Origin of the sequence: Pseudonocardia sp. P1, assembly GCF_000178675.2 — a bacterium.
In the GTDB taxonomy this organism is placed as follows: domain Bacteria; phylum Actinomycetota; class Actinomycetes; order Mycobacteriales; family Pseudonocardiaceae; genus Pseudonocardia.
This window is the reverse complement of record NZ_ADUJ02000001.1, coordinates 4,695,249-4,714,137: the sequence shown is the minus strand read 5'-3', so window position 1 is coordinate 4,714,137 and position 18,889 is coordinate 4,695,249. Positions and strand designations below refer to the sequence as shown.

At 73.5% G+C, this 18,889-nt stretch carries 18 protein-coding genes; 8 read left to right on the top strand and 10 right to left on the bottom strand.

The genetic code is table 11. The annotated features are described in order from the left end of the window. Nucleotides 1-11: 11 nt before the first annotated feature. From PP1_RS21780 to rhaI, 3 genes are read right to left on the bottom strand one after another with little or no spacing between them, the layout of a single operon-like run. The gene (locus PP1_RS21780; RefSeq protein ID WP_010241534.1) at nucleotides 12-1,484 is read right to left on the bottom strand and encodes a rhamnulokinase; all 1,473 of its coding nucleotides are present in this window, start codon (nucleotides 1,482-1,484) and stop codon (nucleotides 12-14) included. Continuing rightward, the gene (locus tag PP1_RS21775) at nucleotides 1,481-3,541 is read right to left on the bottom strand and encodes a bifunctional rhamnulose-1-phosphate aldolase/short-chain dehydrogenase (protein WP_010241536.1); all 2,061 of its coding nucleotides are present in this window, start codon (nucleotides 3,539-3,541) and stop codon (nucleotides 1,481-1,483) included. Before PP1_RS21775 ends, PP1_RS21780 begins: the two co-directional genes overlap by 4 nt. Then, the gene (rhaI, locus tag PP1_RS21770) at nucleotides 3,541-4,704 is read right to left on the bottom strand and encodes an L-rhamnose isomerase (RefSeq protein ID WP_010241538.1); all 1,164 of its coding nucleotides are present in this window, start codon (nucleotides 4,702-4,704) and stop codon (nucleotides 3,541-3,543) included. The genes PP1_RS21775 and rhaI overlap by 1 nt, the downstream gene beginning before the upstream one ends. 219 nt (nucleotides 4,705-4,923) lie before the next feature. On the opposite strand from rhaI, the gene PP1_RS21765 reads away from it, so the two are divergent. From PP1_RS21765 to PP1_RS21755, 3 genes are read left to right on the top strand one after another with little or no spacing between them, the layout of a single operon-like run. Continuing rightward, on the top strand, nucleotides 4,924-5,256 hold the full coding sequence (locus tag PP1_RS21765) for an L-rhamnose mutarotase (RefSeq protein WP_010241539.1): 333 nt from the start codon (nucleotides 4,924-4,926) through the stop codon (nucleotides 5,254-5,256). A gap of 39 nt (nucleotides 5,257-5,295) precedes the next feature. Then, nucleotides 5,296-6,615: an MFS transporter gene (locus PP1_RS21760; RefSeq protein WP_010241541.1), complete on the top strand. Its 1,320-nt coding sequence runs from the start codon at nucleotides 5,296-5,298 to the stop codon at nucleotides 6,613-6,615. Nucleotides 6,616-6,645: 30 nt separating this feature from the next. Then, complete coding sequence (locus PP1_RS21755; RefSeq protein WP_010241543.1) at nucleotides 6,646-7,647, top strand: LacI family DNA-binding transcriptional regulator; 1,002 nt, start codon at nucleotides 6,646-6,648, stop codon at nucleotides 7,645-7,647. A 6-nt stretch (nucleotides 7,648-7,653) separates the two neighbouring features. On the opposite strand, the gene PP1_RS21750 is transcribed toward PP1_RS21755, so the two are convergent. Together PP1_RS21750 and PP1_RS21745 are read right to left on the bottom strand one after the other, a co-directional pair. Next, complete coding sequence (locus tag PP1_RS21750; RefSeq protein ID WP_010241545.1) at nucleotides 7,654-8,160, bottom strand: DUF6912 family protein; 507 nt, start codon at nucleotides 8,158-8,160, stop codon at nucleotides 7,654-7,656. Nucleotides 8,161-8,190: 30 nt separating this feature from the next. Further along, nucleotides 8,191-9,630, bottom strand: coding sequence for a WS/DGAT/MGAT family O-acyltransferase (locus PP1_RS21745; RefSeq protein ID WP_010241547.1), 1,440 nt, complete (start codon nucleotides 9,628-9,630; stop codon nucleotides 8,191-8,193). Between PP1_RS21745 and PP1_RS21740 the strand changes: the two genes are divergently transcribed. The 3 genes from PP1_RS21740 to PP1_RS21730 are packed head-to-tail and all read left to right on the top strand — an operon-like array spanning nucleotide 9,629 to nucleotide 12,022. Then, nucleotides 9,629-10,429: a TrmH family RNA methyltransferase gene (locus PP1_RS21740; RefSeq protein ID WP_010241549.1), complete on the top strand. Its 801-nt coding sequence runs from the start codon at nucleotides 9,629-9,631 to the stop codon at nucleotides 10,427-10,429. The two genes, PP1_RS21745 and PP1_RS21740, sit on opposite strands and share 2 nt — an antisense overlap. Nucleotides 10,430-10,468: 39 nt before the next feature. Continuing rightward, nucleotides 10,469-11,737, top strand: coding sequence for an alpha-hydroxy acid oxidase (locus tag PP1_RS21735; protein ID WP_050802542.1), 1,269 nt, complete (start codon nucleotides 10,469-10,471; stop codon nucleotides 11,735-11,737). Between the two features lie 18 nt (nucleotides 11,738-11,755). Beyond that, nucleotides 11,756-12,022 carry an antitoxin gene (locus PP1_RS21730; RefSeq protein WP_010241553.1) on the top strand — a complete coding sequence of 89 codons (267 nt, stop codon included), beginning with the start codon at nucleotides 11,756-11,758 and terminating at the stop codon, nucleotides 12,020-12,022. 111 nt (nucleotides 12,023-12,133) lie between these two features. Here the strand turns inward: PP1_RS21730 and PP1_RS21725 are convergent, their stop codons facing one another. From PP1_RS21725 to PP1_RS21710, 4 genes are read right to left on the bottom strand one after another with little or no spacing between them, the layout of a single operon-like run. Beyond that, nucleotides 12,134-12,538 (bottom strand): HAD-IA family hydrolase, encoded by a 405-nt coding sequence (locus tag PP1_RS21725; RefSeq protein ID WP_060574926.1) that lies wholly within the window; start codon nucleotides 12,536-12,538, stop codon nucleotides 12,134-12,136. Between the two features lie 32 nt (nucleotides 12,539-12,570). Beyond that, nucleotides 12,571-13,335 carry an ABC transporter permease gene (locus PP1_RS21720; RefSeq protein WP_010232954.1) on the bottom strand — a complete coding sequence of 255 codons (765 nt, stop codon included), beginning with the start codon at nucleotides 13,333-13,335 and terminating at the stop codon, nucleotides 12,571-12,573. After that, nucleotides 13,332-14,309, bottom strand: a complete 978-nt coding sequence (locus PP1_RS21715; RefSeq protein ID WP_010232952.1) for an ABC transporter ATP-binding protein — start codon at nucleotides 14,307-14,309, stop codon at nucleotides 13,332-13,334. Before PP1_RS21715 ends, PP1_RS21720 begins: the two co-directional genes overlap by 4 nt. 9 nt (nucleotides 14,310-14,318) lie before the next feature. Then, nucleotides 14,319-14,840 carry a MarR family winged helix-turn-helix transcriptional regulator gene (locus PP1_RS21710; RefSeq protein ID WP_075314677.1) on the bottom strand — a complete coding sequence of 174 codons (522 nt, stop codon included), beginning with the start codon at nucleotides 14,838-14,840 and terminating at the stop codon, nucleotides 14,319-14,321. Nucleotides 14,841-14,970: 130 nt separating this feature from the next. Between PP1_RS21710 and PP1_RS21705 the strand changes: the two genes are divergently transcribed. Together PP1_RS21705 and PP1_RS21700 are read left to right on the top strand one after the other, a co-directional pair. After that, nucleotides 14,971-15,096 carry a hypothetical protein gene (locus tag PP1_RS21705; RefSeq protein WP_283161939.1) on the top strand — a complete coding sequence of 42 codons (126 nt, stop codon included), beginning with the start codon at nucleotides 14,971-14,973 and terminating at the stop codon, nucleotides 15,094-15,096. Next, nucleotides 15,093-15,866: an Rv3235 family protein gene (locus PP1_RS21700; protein ID WP_060574924.1), complete on the top strand. Its 774-nt coding sequence runs from the start codon at nucleotides 15,093-15,095 to the stop codon at nucleotides 15,864-15,866. The genes PP1_RS21705 and PP1_RS21700 overlap by 4 nt, the downstream gene beginning before the upstream one ends. A gap of 24 nt (nucleotides 15,867-15,890) precedes the next feature. Here PP1_RS21700 and secA read toward each other — a convergent pair whose 3' ends face one another. Then, a complete protein-coding gene (gene secA / locus PP1_RS21695) occupies nucleotides 15,891-18,746 on the bottom strand; it encodes a preprotein translocase subunit SecA (protein ID WP_249266045.1) in 2,856 nt (951 codons plus the stop codon). Nucleotides 18,747-18,889 lie beyond the last annotated feature (143 nt).

Genomic DNA, 18,889 nt, shown 5'->3' with positions numbered 1-18,889 from the left:
GGGCCGGGGTCTCAGGCCCCGAGACGTTCCAGCGCGCGGGCCGCGGCGCGGGCCCGCACCGGGTCGGGCCGGTGGGTCCGCACCTCCTGGGTGTCGCGGACCAGCCGTCGCAGCTCGGGCGGGCCGCCGTCGAGGATCCCGGCCGCCCGGGCCTGGACCAGGGCGTTGCCCAGCGCCGCGGCCTCCACCGGCCCGGCGACGACCGGCCGGTCGCAGGCGTCGGCCGCCAGGTCGCACAGCAGCGTGTTGCGCGCGCCGCCGCCGACGAGGTGCACCACCTCGGCGGGATTCCCGGACAGCGTGCAGGCCCGGTCGACGGCGCGCCGGTAGGCCAGCGCGAGGCTGTCGAGGATGCAGCGCACGGTCCCGGCCCGGCCGTCGGGTGGCGGCTCGCCGCGCTCGGCGCAGGCCTCGGCGATCCGCGCCGGCATGTCGCCGGGGGCGAGGAAGCGCGGGTCTCCGGCGTCCACGACGGACCCGAACGCGGGCAGCCGGGCCGCCCCCGCGAGCAGCGCGGCGAGGTCCGGCTCGGTGCCGTCGGTGTCGGCCCAGGTGCGCAACGACTCCTGCAACAGCCAGAGCCCCATCACGTTGCGCAGGAACCGGACCGTGCCGTCGACACCTAGCTCGTTGGTGAAACCTGCCGTGCGGGCGTCCTCGGTGAGCACCGGCTTCGCCAGCTCGACGCCCACCAGCGACCAGGTGCCGCACGAGACGTAGGCGAACGAGTCCCCGGCCGCCGGGACGCCGAGCACCGCCGACGCGGTGTCGTGCGAGCCGACCGCGGTCAACGGCACCGGGCCGGTGAGCCCGGTCGCGTCCAGCACCTCCGGCAGCAGCTCCCCGATCCGGTCGCCGGGCTCGCACAACGGCGGGAGCAGCGTGGGATCGAACCCGAGCCGCGACACCGTCCCGGTCGCCCACCGCCGGGTGCGGGCGTCGAGCAGCCCGGTGGTGGAGGCGTTGGTGACCTCCGCGCCGACGGCGCCGGTGAGCCAGTACGCCACGAGATCGGGCACCAGCAGCATCCGGCGGGCAGCGGCGAGCGCGGCGCTCCCCTGCCGGGCGGCGAGCTGGAACACGGTGTTGAACGGGAGGTGCTGGAGCCCGTTGACGGCGTAGAGCTCGTCCGGAGGGACGAGCCCGTGCACCACCGGCACGCCGCGCTCGTGGACCGGGTCACGGTAGTGGACGGGGTTGCCGAGCAGGTCGCCGTCGGCGTCGAGCAGTCCGACGTCGACGGCCCAGCTGTCGACGCCGACGCCGTCGAGGCGGCCCGCGGCGCGGGCGGCGGCGCGGAGCCCGTCGAGCACACCGCGGTGGAGGTCGAGCACGTCCCAGTGCAGGGTGCCGCGGACCCGCACCGGCCGGTTCGCGAACCGGTGCGCCTCGGCGAGCTCGAGGACGCCCTGGCCGATCCGGGCGGTCATGACCCGGCCGCTGGAGGCGCCCAGGTCGACCGCGGCGAACGTCCCCGCGCTCATCGCAGGAACGCCGCCGCGACGCCGGAGTCGACCGGCACGTGCAGGCCGGTGGTCCGGGTGAGGTCGCCGCCGGTCAGTGCGAACACCGCCGCCGCCACGTGTTCCGGGAGCACCTCACGCTTGAGGATGGTGCGCTGTGCGTAGAACTCGCCGAGCTCGGACTCCTCGACGCCGTAGACCGCGGCCCGCTGCGCGCCCCAGCCCCCGGCGAAGATCCCGGAGCCGCGGACGACGCCGTCCGGGTTGATGCCGTTGACCCGGATCCCGTGCCCGCCCAGCTCGGCGGCGAGCAGCCGCACCTGGTGGGCCTGGTCGGCCTTGGTGGCGCCGTAGGCGACGTTGTCCGGTCCGGCGAACACGGCGTTCTTCGAGGAGATGTAGACGATGTCACCACCGGTCCCCTGCGCGATCATCGTCCGGGCCGCCTCGCGGGACACCAGGAACGAGCCCTTCGCCATCACGTCGTGCTGCAGGTCCCAGTCGTGCTCGGTGGTCTCCAGCAGCGGCTTGGAGATCGACAGCCCGGCGTTGTTGACGACGAGGTCGATCCCGCCGAACGCGAGCGCGCCCGCGGCGAACGCGGCGACCACCCCGTCCGCGCTCGACACGTCGGCCGCGACCCCGATCGCGACGTCGGTGCCGCCCAGCGCGGCGGCCGTGTCGGCGGCCTGCTGCGCGTCCAGGTCGGCGACCACGACGCAGGCGCCCTCGGCGGCCAGCCGCTGCGCGACGGCCTTCCCGATCCCGGACGCCGCGCCGGTCACCAGCGCGACCCGCGCGGCGAGCGGCTTCGGGGCAGGCATCCGCTGCAGCTTCGCCTCCTCCAGCGCCCAGTACTCGATGCGGAACTTCTCCGCCTCGTCGATCGGGGCGTAGCGGGAGACGGCCTCGGCGCCGCGCATCACGTTGATCGCGTTGACGTAGAACTCGCCCGCCACCCGTGCGGTCTGCTTGGTCGCGCCGAAGGAGAACATCCCCACCCCGGGGACGAGCACGACGGCCGGGTCCGCACCGCGGATCGCGGGCGAGCCGGCGTCGGCGTGCCGGTCGTAGTAGGCGCGGTAACCCTCCCGGTAGGTCTCGTGCAGCTCCCGGAGCCGCGCGACGGTCTCCTCGACGCCCGCGTCCGCCGGGAGGTCCACCACCAGGGGCTTCACCTTGGTGCGCAGGAAGTGGTCCGGGCAGGAGGTACCCAGCTCGGCCAGCGCGCCAAGCTTCTCCCGGGACAGGAAGTCGAGGACGACCGGGGAGTCGGTGAAGTGACCGACCTGCGCCCGGTCGGTCGAGGCGAGCCCGCGCACGACCGGGGCCAGCGCCGCGGCCTTCGCCCGCCGCTCGGCATCCGCCAGTGCCTCGTAGCCGGGGCGGACCGGGCCGAACGGCTCGGCGGCGCCGCGGGTGTCCAGGTACGCCTGCGCCGTCCGGATGATCTCCAGCGAGTGCGCCTCACAGGCGTCGGCGTCGTCGCCCCAGGCGGTGATCCCGTGCCCGCCGAGGACCACCCCGATGGCCTGTGGGTTCGCCTCGGCGACCGCGGCGATGTCCAGGCCGAGCTGGAATCCGGGGCGCCGCCACGGCACCCACTGCACCCGGTCCCCGAAGATCTCCTTCGTCAGGGCCTCGCCGTCGGCGGCACAGGCGATCGCGATACCCGCGTCCGGGTGCAGGTGGTCGACGTGCGGGGCCGTGACGAGGCCGTGCATCGCGGTGTCGATCGACGGGGCGGCACCGCCGCGCCCGTGCAGGCAGTAGTCGAACGCGGCGACCATCTCGTCCTCGCGCTCGACGCCCGGGTAGGTGCCGACCAGCGACCGCAGCCGGTCGAGGCGGAGCGCGGCGAGCCCGGACGCGGTGAGCGTGCCGAGGTCGCCGCCGGAGCCCTTGACCCAGACGAGCTCGACGTCGCCGCCGGTGACCGGATCGGTGGCGGTGCCCTTGGCGGAGGTGTTGCCGCCGGCGTAGTTGGTGGTGGCCGGGTCGGCGCCCAGCCGGTTCGAGCGGGCGATCAGGTCGGCGACGACGGGGTGCGGGCTCATGGTCTCCTCGTGCGTGGTCATCAGGCGCCCCAGGACGCCTGCTCGCCACCGACGCGGGTCGCGGCGAGATGCTGGTCGTGGCCGGACGCGCGGTAGCCCGCGAACGGGTCGGCGGGCAGGCCGCGGGACTCGCGGAACTCCGCGAGCAGCGGGCGGACGTCGGCCGAGTGCGCGTCGACCAGGATCTGGTGGGCGCCCAGGACGTCACCGGCGGTCTGTGCCGCCCGCAGGGCGGCGCGGTCGACGAGCAGCGCCTTCGCCGTCGCCTCCTGCACGTTGAGCACCGAGCGGATCTGGCCCTGGATCTTCGGCTCGATGTTGTGGCACTGGTCGAGCATGAAGTTCACGCCCTGCCCGGTCAGGGCGTCGTTGCCGACGATCTCGTTCATGATCCGGAACAGCTGGAACGGGTCGGCAGCGCCGACGATGAGATCGTCGTCGGCGTAGTTGCGGGAGTTGAAGTCGAACGCACCGAGCCGCCCGGCCCGCAGCAGCTGGACGACGATGAACTCGATGTTGGTGTTCGGTGCGTGGTGCCCGGTGTCGAGCACGACCTGCGCCCGGTCGCCCAGTGCGAGGCAGTGCAGCAGCGACGTGCCCCAGTCCGGGACGTCGGTGGTGTAGAAGTACGGCTCGAAGAACTTGTACTCCAGCAGCAGCCGCATGTGCGGGTCGAGCAGCGCGTAGATCTCCGACAGCGACTCGGCGAGCCGGTCCTGGCGGGCGCGGATGTCGTCCTGGCCGGCGTAGTTGGTGCCGTCGGGCAGCCACAGCTTCAGGTCGGTCGATCCGGTCGCCCGCATGACGTCGACGCACTCGGCGTGGTGCGCGATCGCCTTCTTGCGCACCAGCGGGTCCGGGTGGGTCAGCGAGCCGAGCCGGTAGTCGTCGTCCTGGAACAGGTTGGAGTTGACGGCGCCGAGGCGCACGCCCTCGTCGGCGGCGTGCGCGGAGAGCGCGGCCCAGTCGTCGACGCGGTCCCACGGCACGTGCAGCGACACCCGCGGCGCCAGCCCGGTCCACCGGTGCACGGTCGCGGCGTCGGACACCTTCTCGTACGGGGTCCGCGCGGTGCCCGGCTGCCCGAACACCTTGAAGCGGGTGCCGGAGTTCCCGAACGCCCAGCTGGGCAGCTCGATGCTCTGCTCGGCCAGCGCGGACAGGACCGTCTCGGACGGCGTCATCGGTGATCACCCCGGGGTGCATCGGCACGGCCGCAGCCGTTGAAACGAATCAATTGCTGAGCCGGACGGTACGGACGTCACCGACGGCCGGTCAACCCTCGACACCATCGAGCCCCGACGGACGAGGCGAGAGAGGGCTTGTCCGGCAGCGGTGCGCCGTGCCACACTCCGCCGCCAGATGTTGAAACGGTTCATCATCGACTCCACACATCGAGGGGGATGCCGGTGGGAGAGCGTGTCTGCTTCCTGATGCACCTGCGGCCCGAGCTGGTCGACGAGTACCTCGAGGCCCACCGCGAGGTGTGGCCGGAGATGCTCGACGCGCTGCGCAGGCACGGCTGGCGGGACTACTCGCTGTTCGTGAAGCCGGAGGCCGCGCTCGTCGTCGGGACCGTCACCTGCGACGACTTCGCCGCATCCCTGGCCGGCATGGACGGCGAGCCGGTCAACGAGCGCTGGCAGGCCACCATGTCGCGGTTCTTCGCCGCCGGCGACGGCACCCGCCCCGATCAGGGGCTCGACCGGCTCACCGAGTACTTCCACCTCGCCTGACCGACCACGGCACTTCCGACCCCTGAGAGGGCTGCGACGATGCGAATCGGAAGCACGCACACCACCGGCTGGAAGGCGACGGCATCCGTCGCCATGTCCAACTACATCGAGGCCGGATCGATCATCGCCATCGCGACGAGCCTGTCGCTGTGGCAGGACGCGTTCGGCATCGACGACTTCGCCGTCGGGCTGCTCGCCGCGTTCAGCGCGAACGCCTTCGGTGCCGCGATCGGCGCGGCGATCGGCGGCCCGCTGTGCGACCGCTACGGCCGCAAGTTCATCTACACCTACGACCTCGTCGTGTTCATGGTCGGCGTGCTGCTGGCCGCGTTCGCGGTGAACTTCCCGATGCTGCTCGCGGCGTTCCTGATCACCGGCATCGCCGTCGGGGCCGGCGTCCCGGCGTCGTGGACCTACATCGCCGAGGAGGCGCCGCCCGGGGAGCGGGCCAAGCACGTCGGGGCCGCGCAGCTCGCCTGGTCCGCGGGCCCGGTCGTCGGGTTCCTGCTCGCCGTCGTGCTGACCGCCCCGCTCGGCCTGTTCGGCGCCCGGCTGGTGTTCGCCCACCTGTTCGTCGTGGCGTTCGTGGTCTGGTGGATCCGGCGCGGGCTCTCCGAGTCGCGGATGTGGAAGCACAACCAGCAGGCCGGCGCAGCCGTGCGCCGCGGCGGGCTGCGGGCCCTGTTCTCCGGGCGGGCCAACGTCACCGCGCTGCTGGTGCTGTTCGGCATCTACGGCTTCTGGAACCTCGTCGCCGGCCAGATGGGGATCTTCATGCCGCGGGTCTACGAGACCTCCGGCGTGACCAGCGAGGTCGAGCAGAACCTGCTGCAGGCGCTGCTGTGGGGCTGCACGGTGGCCGCCACCTGGTTCGGCTTCATGCGCTACGGCGACCGTGTGAACCGCCGCACCCTCTACGTCATCGGTGCGGCGCTGGGCATCTTCGCCTGGGTCATCCTGGTCTTCGCGGAGGCGAACCTGCCGCTGCTGCTGCTCTTCGCGGTCAGCTGGGGCGTCTCGGCGGGCATCGGCGCGCAGGCGTTCTACGCGCTGTGGACCAGCGAGCTGTTCGCGACGCCGTACCGGGCCAGCGCCCAGGGCGTGCTGTTCTTCGCCGTCCGGTTCGCGATCGGCGTGCTGAGCTACTGGTTCCCGACGCTGCTCGCCACCCACGGCGTCGCCCCGGTCGGGCTGCTGATGATCGCCTTCCTGGTCGTCGCGCTCGTCGTCGGTGCGGTGTTCGCCCCGGACACCCGTGGCAAGAGCCTCGAGCAGATCGAGATCGAGCGCTACGGCGAGGTCGTCTCTCCGGAGATCGCCCCCGGCACCCCGAAGCCGGGCTCACCGGCCGTCGGCTGACACGCGCGACCGGCGGCTACCGTGGTGCCCGTGGCCAGCATCAAGGACGTCGCACGCCTGGCCGGGGTCTCCCTCGGCACGGTGAGCAACGTGCTGAACCGGCCGGAACGGGTCGGCCCGGAGCGCCGGGCCCGCGTCGAGCGGGCCATCGCCGAACTCGGGTTCGTGCGCAGCGAACCGGCCCGCCAGCTGCGGGCGGGGATGAGCCGGACCGTCGCCGTCGTCGTGCTGGACGTGACCAACCCGTTCTTCGGCGAGATCGTCGAGGGTGCGGAGGAGATCGCCGAGCAGCACGACGCCCAGGTGGTCGTCTGCAACAGCGCCGGGGATCCGGCCCGGGAGGCCCGGCACCTCGACCGGCTGCTGCAGCAGCAGGTGCTCGGCATCCTGCTGTCCCCGGTGCACGAGGTCGCGAGCGCGCAGCAGCTCGCGGCGCGTCGGTCGCACCCGCCGGTCGTCTTCGTCGACCGGGTGCCGGCCGGTCCCGGGTTCGCCTCGGTCGCCGTCGACGACGTCCGGGGCGGCGAGCTCGTCGGCGAGCTGCTCGACGCCGGCGGCCACGAGCGGATCGCGTTCGCCGGTGGGCCGGTGTCGCTGCGCCAGGTCTCCGACCGGCTGCACGGGCTGCGGTCCGGCTCCCGCGGGCGTATCCGGGTGATCGACAGCGCCGACCTGTCGATCCGCTCCGGCGCCGCGGTCCTCGACGAGATCCTCGCGGTCCCCGAGCCGGCCCGGCCGACGGCGGTGTTCTGCGCGAACGACCTGCTCGCGATCGGTGTGCTCAACGCCTGCATGCGGCGCGGCGTCGCCGTCCCCGACGAGCTGGCGGTGGTCGGCTACGACGACATCTCGTTCGCCGAGACGGCGAGCGTCGCGCTCACCACCGTGGCCCAGCCCGCACGGCAGCTCGGGACCGAGGCCGCGCGCCTCCTGCTGGACGACGCCGCGGGGCGGAGCAACCTCGTCTTCTCCCCCGAGCTGGTCGTGCGCTCCTCCGCCCGGCCCCGCGCCGGCCTGTCGTCGGCGTCCTGAGGGCGCTCAGCCCAGCTCGACCAGGAACGGCAGCTCGGACGGGTCGTACCAGGCCAGCTCGTGGTCCTCGGCCTCACCGACCAGGAACTCGGCGTCGAGGTCCCCCAGGTCCGCCTTGTCGACGGCAGCGGCGGCCTCCCGCACGGCGTGCTCGGCCTCCGGAAGGTCCACGTGGACCGCCGCGAGCTTCGCGACGGGCACGGGGCCGGTCACCCGGACCGCGCCGTCGTCGAGATCGGGGCGCAGCGTGACGTCGTCGGTGTCGGCCGCGACGACCACCCGGCGGGACGGGGTCCCGTCCTCGCCGAGTCCGAACTCGACGGCGAGCAGCCGCAGCGAGGCGCGCGCGGCCTCGTTCAGCGCGGCGTACTCGAGCTCCTCGTCGTCGCCGGTCGTGTACGACTCGCGCAGCTTCGGGGTCAGCGCGAACGCGGTCCCGCCGAGCGGTTCGAAGCTGCCGGTCTTCACCGTGCGGGCCAGCATGGGCCACGTCGCGGGGAGGTAGATCCGCACGTCGGGGGTCCTTTCTCGAAGCTCGCGGCGCTACTGCCGGAGGGTCTCGAGCAGCTCGTCGAGCGACTCGTTCACCATCCCGGCGAGCACCTCGATGTCGGGCATGGCGTCCCGGTCGCCGTTCAGTCCGTAGTAGACGCCGCCGTCGTAGCTGGTCAGCCCGATGGAGACCGCCTGCCCCTTCGCCAGCGGCACCACCGGGAACATCTCCCGCATCCGGGCACCCGCGGCGTAGAGCGGGAACTGCGGGCCCGGCACGTTGGTCACCATCAGGTTGAAGAAGTGCCGGGACATGCCGCTGGCCGCGCGGGCGCCCACGGCGTGCAGCGTCGGCGGGGCGAACCCGCCGATCCGGACCAGGGTGTCGGCACCGACGGCGTCGCCGGTGTCGGTGTGCTCGCGCATCTGGTGGGTCACCTGGTGCAGCCGCACCAGCGGGCTCGGCTCGCCGACCGGCAGGTCCACCAGGAACGACGCCACCCGGTTGCCGAGCGAGCTGCCGGTCGCCGAGCTGGGCACGTCGCCCTCGCCGCGGACCGACAGCGGCACCAGCGCCCGCACCGTCGACGACCCGCCGACCGGCTCGCCGCGCGACATGAGCCAGGTGCGCAGCGCACCGGCGATCACCGCGAGCACGACGTCGTTGACGTCGCACCCGTAGGCGGCGCGCACCTTGCGGTAGTCCTCCAGGCCGGTGCGGGCCAGCGCGAACCGGCGCTGCGTGGAGATCTCGGCGTTGAGCGGGAGCCCAGGGGCACGCCTGCCCGCGGTCCGCGCCATCGCCAGCACCTTCCCGGCCGCACCCGTCACCTTGCCGACGGTCGCGAGGGCGTCGCCGGTGGCGACGCGGACGTTCTCGACCAGCTCGGTCGGCCGGGTCACGGCCTCGCCGATCGCGTCGAGCACGAGCTGGCCGTCGCTCGGTTCCGGACGCGGCATCCACAGCTCGTCCGGGGTGTCACGGGGCTCGGCGGACACGTCGAGGATGACCTGGCCGATGTCGATGGCGGAGATGCCGTCGACCATCGCCTGGTGGGTCTTGGTGACGATCGCGACCCGGTCCTCACCGCCGCGACGCCCGTCGGAGGCAGGCGCGAGCCCCTCGATCAGGTACATCTCCCAGAGCGGGCGCCCGTGGTCGAGCGGGCGGGACATCAGCCGCCCGACCAGGTCGGTCAGCTGCTCCTCGCTGCCCGGACGGGGCAGCGCCGAGCGCCGCACGTGGTAGGCGATGTCGAACTCGGGATCGTCGACCCACACCGGGCGGGCGAGGTTCCCGGGCACGTGCCGGACCTTCTGCCGGAACCGGGGCACGAGGGCGAGCCGCTGCTCGATGAGCTCGACGAGCCGGTCGTAGTCGAAGCCGTCGCGCGGCCGGTCGAAGACGGCGACACCGCCGACGTGCATGGGTGTGGTCGCCTCCTCCAGGTAGAGGAAGGAGGCGTCGAGCGCGGAGAGCCGGGACGGCATGGCCGCGATCCTACGTGCGCGTGGGATCGTGGCCGCCGTGACCGACCGCGCCGTGTCCCCGAAGGACCGATTCATCACCGTGTACGGCCGCAAGCCGGTCCTGGAGGCGCTGTCCGACCCGGATCTGGAGGTCGACAAGATCGTCCTCGCCGACTCGGTGCGGGGTGCCGGGGAACGCGAGATCACCGCCGCCGCCCGCGGTCGGGGGGTGCCGGTCCAGCGGGCGTCGGCGCAGCGGGTGAAGGTCCTCGCCGGCAACGGCCGGCACGACCAGGGGGTGCTCGCCGACGTCGTCGCCCCGCGGATGGCGCCGCTGCCGGTGTTCCTCTCCGACCTGGGGAGCCGCCGACCGGCGTCGGTGCTGGTGCTCGACGCCGTCACCAACCCGTCGAACGTCGGGATGATCCTGCGCAGCGCCACCGCCGCCGGGCTCGACGGCGTGCTGCTGCCCCGCCGCGGCGTGCCCGCCATCGACCCGCTCGTGATCAAGGCGTCGGCCGGGGTCGCGTTCGCCGCCCCGGTGCTGCGCTGCGGCACCGCCGCCGAGGGCGTCGACCTGATGCGCGACGCCGGGTTCTCGGTGTTCGGCCTCGACACCGGCTCCGGCTCGCTGCTCGACGCCGAGCTGCCGCACCGGGTGGCGCTGGTGCTCGGCAACGAGACCGACGGCCTGACCGAGGACGTCCGGGAGCGGCTCGACGGGATCCTGTCGCTCCCGATGTACGGCGGGGTGGAGTCGCTCAACGTCGCCTCCGCCGGCGCGGTCGCGGCCTACGAGCTGCTGCGCCGCCGGGACTGACCCCTCCCCCGGACGCCGCCGGCTGCCTAGGGTCGGGTCATGGTGCGACGTCGCATGCCCCGCCCGTCCGAGCTCGCGCCGCTGCTGCGCCCGGCACCGGTCACGCTGGACCGGACGGCCGCGCGGCTGGCCCGTGCCACGAGCATCGGCGACCTGCGCGCCCTCGCCCGGAAGCGGGCCCCGCGTGCGGTGTTCGACTACACCGACGGCGCCGCCGAGGACGAGGTGAGCCTGCGGCGGGCGCGCGAGGTGTGGTCGTCGGTCGAGTTCACGCCCACGGTGCTGCGCGACGTCTCCCGGGTCGACACCGGCCGCGACGTGCTCGGCGGCCGGTCCGCGCTGCCGTTCGCGCTGGCCCCGACCGGCTTCACCCGGATGATGCACACCGAGGGCGAGCGGGCCGTGGCCGCCGCGGCGGCGGCGGCCGGGATCCCGTACGCGCTGTCCACCATGGGTTCGACGACGATCGAGGGCGTCGCCGAGGCCGGCCGCGGCGGACGGCACTGGTTCCAGCTCTACCTTTGGAAGGACCGCTCGGTCGCGCACGACCTGGTCTCCAGGGCCCGGGCCGCCGGCTACGACACCCTGCTGCTCACCGTCGACACGCCGGTCGGCGGCAACCGGCGGCGCGACGCCCGCAACGGCCTGTCCATCCCGCCCGCGCTCTCGCTGCGGACCTTCGTCGACGGCGCCCGGCACCCGCGCTGGTGGTTCGACCTGATCACCACCGAGCCGCTGACGTTCGAGAGCCTCACCGCGGGCGGCAGCCCGTTCGAGGTCATCAACAAGGTGTTCGACCCGGCACTGACGATGGACGACGTCGCCTGGCTCCGCGAGACCTGGCCGGGCAAGCTGGTGATCAAGGGCGTCCAGTCGGTCGCCGACGCGCGCCGGGTGGTCGCGGCCGGTGCCGACGCCGTCCTGCTCTCCAACCACGGCGGCCGCCAGCTCGACCGGGCGCCGGTGCCCGCGGAGCTGATCGAGCCGGTCGTGCAGGAGCTGGGCGACGACGCCGAGGTGCTCGTCGACACCGGGATCCTGCACGGCGGCGACGTCGTCGCGGCCGTCGCGCTCGGTGCGCGGGCCGCGCTCGTGGGTCGTGCCTACCTGTACGGCCTGATGGCCGGTGGCGAGGCCGGTGTGCGGCGGTCGATCGAGATCCTGCGGGCGGAGGTGGAGCGCACGATGCAGCTGCTCGGCGTCACCCGGATCGACGACCTGCGCCCGGAGCACGCCCGGCTCCGCCCGGCGACCACCCGTCCCCTTCACCCGGACGGACTACACGCACCGGGTGCGCGGGGCCGGTGACGAGGCCACCATGTCCGCATGGGTTTCCTGGACAAGGCCAAGGAACTGCTCGGCAAGCACGACGACAAGGTCGATCAGGCGCTGAACAAGGCCGGCGACGCGGCGAAGAAGAAGTTCGCCGGCAACGAGCAGCACATCGACACCGCGACGAAGTTCGCGCGCGAGCGGACCGGGACCGGGGACAGCACCCAGCAGCCCGGTCAGCCCGGCCCGGACGGCCAGGCCCCGCCGCCCCCGCCCGGGCAGCAGCCGGGCCAGGCTCCGCCGCCCCCGCCGCAGCAGTGAGCGCGTGCCGGTAGCACCGGCACGCGGCACGACCGGTCCGGCATCCGCCGGCACCGCGACTCCGAGGCGCCGTCCGCATCGCGGGCGGCGCCTCCGCACGTCCGGACCGGGTCACGGGCCGGCCGGGACCCCCAGGAGGATCTCCAGCTCGGCGAGGGTCGCACCGGGCTCGACGTGCCGGACGCCGACCGCCCCGGCCGCGGCGGCGCCGCGCACGCAGGCCCCGAGGTCGTCGACGACGACGCAGTCGGCCGCCTCCAGCCCCAGCTCCGCGGCCGCCGCCGCGAACGCGTCCGGGCTCGGCTTGCGGGCACCGCGGACCGCGCCGAGCAGCACGGTGCCGAACGCCTCGGCGCACTCGTCGGGCACCGCGTGCGCACCGGAGAACAGTGCCGTCCGGACCCCGGCGCCGGCGGCGCGGCGGGCGTAGTCGAGCAGCAGCGCGCCGCCACCGGGCTCGTCGAGGACGCCGCCGTAGTCGACGATCAGGCCGCGCAGGGTGCGTGCTTCCGCCACCCCCGCGACTGTACCCAGCGCCACCTCGGACGCTAGTCCAGCGCGCGCCGGAGGAAACCGCGGATACCCAGCAGGGTGAACAGCACGATGGCGAGCACCGGGACCAGCACGCAGACCCACAGGGGGATGTGCGGGATCCCGGGGACCAGCGACGCGCGGAGCCCCTCGCTCACGTAGGTGAGCGGGTTCAGCGCCGACAGCACCTGGAACCAGCGCAGGTCCTCCAGCGTCAGCCACGGGTACTGCACGGAGCCGGTGAACAGCAGCGGCGTGAAGATCACCGCGAACAGGATGTTGATCCGCCGGGGCGGGACGGCCGTGCCGATCGTCAGCCCCATGGCGGCGCCCAGCAGCGCACCGAGGACGACCATCAGCAGGGCCGGCAGCAGCCCCTCCGCCGGCCAGCCGACGTCGATCATGGCGAGGCCGATCGGCACCATCAGCAGGCTCGCCAGCAGCCCGCGCAGCCCGGCGAACACGATCTTCTCGACGGCGACCGCCCACACCGGCATCGGTGCCAGCAACCGGTCGTCGATCTCGCGGGTCCAGGACAGCTCGAACACCAGCGGCAGCGTGACGCTCTGCAGCGCGCCGAACATCGCGTTCAGCGCGATGAGGCCGGGCAGCATGATCTCGCCGTAGCCCTCGGCGACGAACCCGCCGCGGCCCAGGACGACGACGAACACCAGCAGGAAGAAGAACGGCTGCACCAGCACCTGGGCCAGGAACGAGGGCAGCTCCCGTCCGGTGACGTAGACGTCGCGGCGGAGCACCGCCAGGAACGCGCGCCCGCTCATCGCAGGTCCCTCCCGGTCAGGTCGATGAAGACGTCCTCCAGGGTCGCCTCGCCCAGCGACACGTCCCGCACCCCGGCGCCGTGCCGCCCGAGCAGGTCGACGACCGGGGCGAGCAGGGTCGCCGGCTCGCAGGTCACCGACAGCCGGAACGTCACGGTGCCCTCACCGCCCGTCCCGGGCACCGACTCGATCCGGGCGACGCCGTCGAGCCCGGCCAGCGCGTCGCGCAGCGGCTCCGGGCCGCCGGGCCCGGGTTCGGCGACGACGCCGACGGTCGCGCTGCCCGGCAGCTCGCGGACGAGCGCCTCCGGGGTGTCGAGCGCCAGCAGCGCCCCGTGGTCGACGATGCCGATCCGGTCCGAGAGCTTGTGCGCCTCGTCCATGTCGTGCGTGGTGAGGACGACGGTCACGCCCTCGTCGGACAGCCCGCGGATCTGGTCGTGCACGAACAGCCGGGCCTGCGGGTCGAGCCCGGTGGAGGGCTCGTCGAGGAACAGGACCTCCGGCCGGTGCATGAGCCCTCGCGCGATCATCACGCGTTGCGCCTGGCCGCCGGAGAGGTCGTCGGCGATCGCCTTCGCCTTGTCCGCCAGGCCCATCCGCTCCAGCAGCTCGTCGGCCCGCCGGTTCCGCTCGGCGCGGCCGACCCCGTGGTACGCGGCATGGAAGACGAGGTTGTCGCGGACGCCGAGCGAGCGGTCCAGGTTCTGCCGCTGCGGCACGACGGCGAGCTTCGCGCACACCGCGACCGCGTCGGTCCGCACGTCGAGCCCGGCGACCCGGGCGATCCCGGACGTCGGCACCACCCGCGTCGTCAGGACGCCGACCGTCGTCGTCTTCCCTGCACCGTTCGGGCCCAGCAGGCCGAACACCTCGCCCTCGCCGACCTCGAACGACAACCCGTCGACGGCGTTGCGGTCGGCCTTCGGGTAGCGCTTCACCAGGTCGACGACCTCGACCGCGGCCTGTCCCATGGTGTCCCCCTACGACGACGTCTCCCGGTGATCCTGCTCCAGGGCCACGACCACCGCGACCAGATACCCCCTGATCGCCTCCGCGTGTTCCGCGGGAGGTTCGGGCAGGCGCGGCCCGCGCACGGCCGGCCGGGCGGCGCGCAGACGCTCCCGGCCGGCGTCGGTGATCCGTACCCGGTGCACGCGCCGGTCGACGGGATCGACGACCCGCTCCGCGAGCCCCGCGTCCGCGAGCGCGTCCAGGACCGGTACGAGGGTGGTCGGCCCGATCCGCGCCCGGGCGGCGAGCTCGCGCTGGACGAGGCCGCCGCCGGTGCGGGACAGCACGTCGAGCACGGTGACGGCGGTGAGCGGCAGCCCGTGCGCGGCCGCGCGGGCCCGGCGCGCACCGAGCACCGCGGCGCCGGTACGGACGAGGAGATCGGCCGTGCTCGTCCCGTGCGGGCCACCGGCGGATCCGCCGCCCGCGGGGACGAGGCGGGGCGGGCAGAGCAGGGGCGACGGCGACGGGTGCGTCGGGCGGTCGGGCATCGCGGGAGGGTACGGGGGCGCGGCCCGGCGCCGGGGCGGATCGCGGGGGCGCCCGGTGCGGGCGCGAACGGTGCCGACCCGCACGGTGCGGACTCGCACGGTGCGGACTCGCACGGTGCGGACTCGCACGGTGCGGACTCGCACGGTGCGGGAACGGACGGTGCAGGAACGGACGGTGCAGGAACGGACGGTGCAGGAACGGATCCCGGCCGGACCGGTCCTCGGCGGCGGCCGGCTCCGCAGGCTGGACGCGTGACCACGTCTCCCGGCGCCGCGCCCGCACCTCCCGTCGCCGGGGCCGTCCTTTCCGGCCCCGGCACCGCCCCGCTCCCCGCTCCTCGCGCACCTGTCGTCGCCGCGGCCGGCGCCCCCGGTGCCGCCGGCGCCCCCGGTGCCGCGGGTGCCGCCGGTCCCGCCGGTGCCGCCGGTCCTGCCGGTGCTCACGTCGGGGACGTGCCACCGTCCGCCGGCGAGACGGTTCTCGTAGCCCGGACCCTCGACGACGTCCCCGCCGACCTGCCACCGGGACTCGTCGTCGTGCTCCCGGGCGGGTTCCGGATGAGGTCGGGCCGTCCGCCCCGGCCGGCACCGCTCCCGGGGCCGCCGGCACCGGAGGTGGAGCCGCCCGACGTCGTCCCACCGGACGCCCCGGCGACCCGGGTCCGCGCCGCCGAGCTGACCCGGCTCGTCGCCGAGGTCCTGACCGGCCGCCGCGCCCCGGCGCAGCTGGGGCCGGTCGTCACACCGCAGGTGCTCCGCTACCTCACCGCCGCCCGCACGGGCACCGCCGCACGGCCGGCGCGGTCCACCGTCGGCCGCGGAGGGCGGGCCGGCGCTCCGGGGTGCGGGACGCCGCGGCCCGCCGGCCGGTGGGCGGGCCGGGTGCACGTCGCACAACCGCACCCGGACGCCGCCGAGGTCTGCACCACGCTGCCCGTCACCGGTCGGACCCGTGCGCTCGTGCTGCGTCTCGACCGGAGGCCCGGTGGCCCGCACTGGCGGGTCACCGCCGTCCGGCTGCTCTGACGGCCACCGGCACGGCGGTGCCGGTCAGCGGCGCCGGCGGTTCGCCTTCTCCGCGCGCCGGCGCTCGGCCCGGTTCGACCCGCCGTCGCCCTGCGACGCGGCACCGTTCGGCACGCCGCCGGGGGGCGGCCCCTGGGCCGGGCGCGCCGCGTAGCGACCGGTCCGGCCGGTACCCGCCGCGGCGGGAGCGCCGTCCTCGCCGCGGCGGCTGACGCCACCGCCCTCCTCCGGGCCGCTGTACTGCAGGTTCTGCGGCGGGGTGGTGCGGAAGAGGTTCGGCAGGACCACCGTGCTCTCGCTCGGGTCCTCGGCCGGCGCCCGGCGGATCACCGGGATCTCGGTGGTGACCGGCTCCTCCTCCTGCACCGGGGCGGCCGGCTGCTGCACCTGGACGACGACGTTGAACAGGTGGCCGATCGTCTCCTCCTTGATGCCCTCGAGCATCGCGGAGAACATGTCGAACCCCTCGCGCTGGTACTCGATCACCGGGTCGCGCTGGGCCATGGCCCGCAACCCGATGCCCTCCTTGAGGTAGTCCATCTCGTAGAGGTGCTCGCGCCACTTGCGGTCGATGACCTGCATCAGCACCTGGCGCTCGAGCTCACGCATGCCGCCCTGCGGGCCGATCAGCGCGTCGATCTCCGCCTCGCGCCGGGCGTAGGCCCGCTCGGCGTCGTCGAGGACGGACTTCTCCAGCTCCTCGGCCGAGATCTCGTCGACGTCGTCGGCGAGGGTGCGCCAGTCGATCGAGATCGGGTAGAGGCCGCGCAGCGCGGTCCAGAGCTTCTCGAAGTCCCAGTCCTCGGAGTAGCCCTCGGCCGTCGCGCCGGTGATGTAGCCGTGGACGACGTCCTCGAGCATGTTCCGGGTCTGGCGCTGCACGTCCTCGCCGTCGAGCACCCGGCGGCGCTCGTCGTAGATGACCTTGCGCTGCTGGTTGAGGACCTCGTCGTACTTGAGGACGTTCTTCCGGATCTCGAAGTTCTGCTGCTCGACCTGGGTCTGCGCGCTGCGGATGGCGCGCGTGACCATCTTGGCCTCGATCGGCACGTCGTCCGGCAGGTTGAACCGGTTCATGATCGATTCGACGACCTGGCCGTTGAAGCGGCGCATGAGCTCGTCGCCGAGCGAGAGGTAGAACCGGGACTCACCGGGGTCGCCCTGCCGGCCGGACCGGCCACGCAGCTGGTTGTCGATCCGGCGGGACTCGTGCCGTTCGGTGCCGAGCACGTAGAGGCCGCCCGCGTTGCGGACCTCCTCCGCTTCGGCGCCGACCTGCTTGCGCATCCGGTCGAGGACGGCGTCCCACGCGGCCTCGTACTGCTCACGGGTCTCGACCGGGTCCAGCCCCTGGCTGCGCAGCTCCAGGTCGGCGAGGAACTCGGGGTTCCCGCCGAGCATGATGTCGGTACCGCGACCAGCCATGTTCGTGGCCACGGTGACGGCGCCGGCGTGCCCGGCCTGCGCGATGATCGCAGCCTCACGGGCGTGGTTCTTCGCGTTCAGGACCTCGTGCGGGACGCTGCGCCGGAGCAGCAGCTTCGCCAGGTACTCGGACTTCTCGACGCTCGTCGTACCGATCAGCACGGGCTGCCCCGCGTGGTGCTTCTCGGCGATGTCGTCGGCGACGGCCTCGAACTTCGCGGCCTCGGTCTTGTAGATGAGGTCGGCCTGGTCGGCCCGGACCCGCGGCTTGTTCGGCGGGATCGTGACGACCGACATCTTGTAGATCTCGTGCAGCTCGGCGGCCTCGGTCTGGGCCGTACCGGTCATGCCGGCGAGCTTGTCGTAGAGACGGAAGAAGTTCTGCAGGGTGATCGTCGCGAGGGTCTGGTTCTCCGGCTTGATCTCGACGCTTTCCTTCGCCTCGATCGCCTGGTGCATGCCCTCGTTGTAGCGACGGCCGGACAGCACGCGGCCGGTGAACTCGTCGACGATCAGGACCTCACCGCTGTTGACGATGTAGTCCTTGTCCTTCTTGAACAGCTCCTTGGCCTTGACCGCGTTGTTCAGGTAGCCGACCAGCGGAGTGTTCGCGGACTCGTAGAGGTTGTCGATGCCGAGCTGGTCCTCGATGAGCGCGACACCCTCCTCCGTGATGCCGACGGTGCGCTTGCGCTCGTCGACCTCGTAGTGGATGTCGCGGGACAGCATCGGTGCCAGGCGCGCGAACTCCTGGTACCACCGGGCGCTCTGCTCGGCCGGGCCGGAGATGATCAGCGGCGTACGGGCCTCGTCGATGAGGATCGAGTCCGCCTCGTCGACGATGGCGAAGTTGTGCCCGCGCTGCACCATGTCGGCGGCGTTCCACGCCATGTTGTCGCGCAGGTAGTCGAAGCCGAACTCGTTGTTCGTGCCGTAGGTGACGTCGCGCGCGTACTGCTCGCGGCGCTCCACGGGCGTCATCTCGGCCAGGATCACGCCGACGGTGAGGCCCAGCCAGCGGTGGATCCGGCCCATCGTCTCCGAGTCGCGCTTGGCCAGGTAGTCGTTCGTCGTGATGACGTGGACGCCGTCGCCGGGGATCGCGTTCAGGTAGACGGCCAGGGTCGAGGTGAGGGTCTTGCCCTCACCGGTGCCCATCTCGGAGACGTTGCCCATGTGCAGCGCTCCGGCACCCATCAGCTGCACGGTGAAGGGGCGCTGCCCGAGCGTGCGCTGGGCGGCCTCCCGCACCGTGGCGAAGGCCTCGGGCAGCAGGGAGTCGAGGCTCTCGCCGTCGCCGTGGCGGCGGCGGAACTCGTCGGTCTTCGCGCGCAGCTGTGCGTCGGTGAGGCCCTCGAACTCGGGCTCCAGACCGTCGATGTGCGCGGCGATCTTGCCGAGCCGCTTCACCAGCTTGGTCTCGCCGGCCCGGAGGAGTCGACTCAGGAAGGGCACTGCCGACCTCATTCACGTCGCGGTCAGGACACGGGACGGGCGTCACTCGCCGGAGGAGGTCACACCGCCCTGGCGCCATCGTACGTGCCCGCCACGTCCGGCCCCGCGCCGCTGCGGCCACCGCACGCTCCACGCGCCCGTGA

Excerpts from the sequence above, each read along its gene's own strand:
- PP1_RS21780 (WP_010241534.1), bottom strand. The coding sequence starts at position 1,484 with ATGAGCGCGGGGACGTTCGCCGCGGTCGACCTGGGCGCCTCCAGCGGC.
- PP1_RS21775 (WP_010241536.1), bottom strand. The coding sequence starts at position 3,541 with ATGACCACGCACGAGGAGACCATGAGCCCGCACCCCGTCGTCGCCGAC.
- rhaI (WP_010241538.1), bottom strand. The coding sequence starts at position 4,704 with ATGACGCCGTCCGAGACGGTCCTGTCCGCGCTGGCCGAGCAGAGCATC.
- PP1_RS21765 (WP_010241539.1), top strand. The coding sequence starts at position 4,924 with ATGCCGGTGGGAGAGCGTGTCTGCTTCCTGATGCACCTGCGGCCCGAG.
- PP1_RS21760 (WP_010241541.1), top strand. The coding sequence starts at position 5,296 with ATGCGAATCGGAAGCACGCACACCACCGGCTGGAAGGCGACGGCATCC.
- PP1_RS21740 (WP_010241549.1), top strand. The coding sequence starts at position 9,629 with ATGGCCGCGATCCTACGTGCGCGTGGGATCGTGGCCGCCGTGACCGAC.
- PP1_RS21745 (WP_010241547.1), bottom strand. The coding sequence starts at position 9,630 with ATGCCGTCCCGGCTCTCCGCGCTCGACGCCTCCTTCCTCTACCTGGAG.
- PP1_RS21735 (WP_050802542.1), top strand. The coding sequence starts at position 10,469 with ATGGTGCGACGTCGCATGCCCCGCCCGTCCGAGCTCGCGCCGCTGCTG.
- PP1_RS21730 (WP_010241553.1), top strand. The coding sequence starts at position 11,756 with ATGGGTTTCCTGGACAAGGCCAAGGAACTGCTCGGCAAGCACGACGAC.
- PP1_RS21720 (WP_010232954.1), bottom strand. The coding sequence starts at position 13,335 with ATGAGCGGGCGCGCGTTCCTGGCGGTGCTCCGCCGCGACGTCTACGTC.
- PP1_RS21715 (WP_010232952.1), bottom strand. The coding sequence starts at position 14,309 with ATGGGACAGGCCGCGGTCGAGGTCGTCGACCTGGTGAAGCGCTACCCG.
- PP1_RS21710 (WP_075314677.1), bottom strand. The coding sequence starts at position 14,840 with ATGCCCGACCGCCCGACGCACCCGTCGCCGTCGCCCCTGCTCTGCCCG.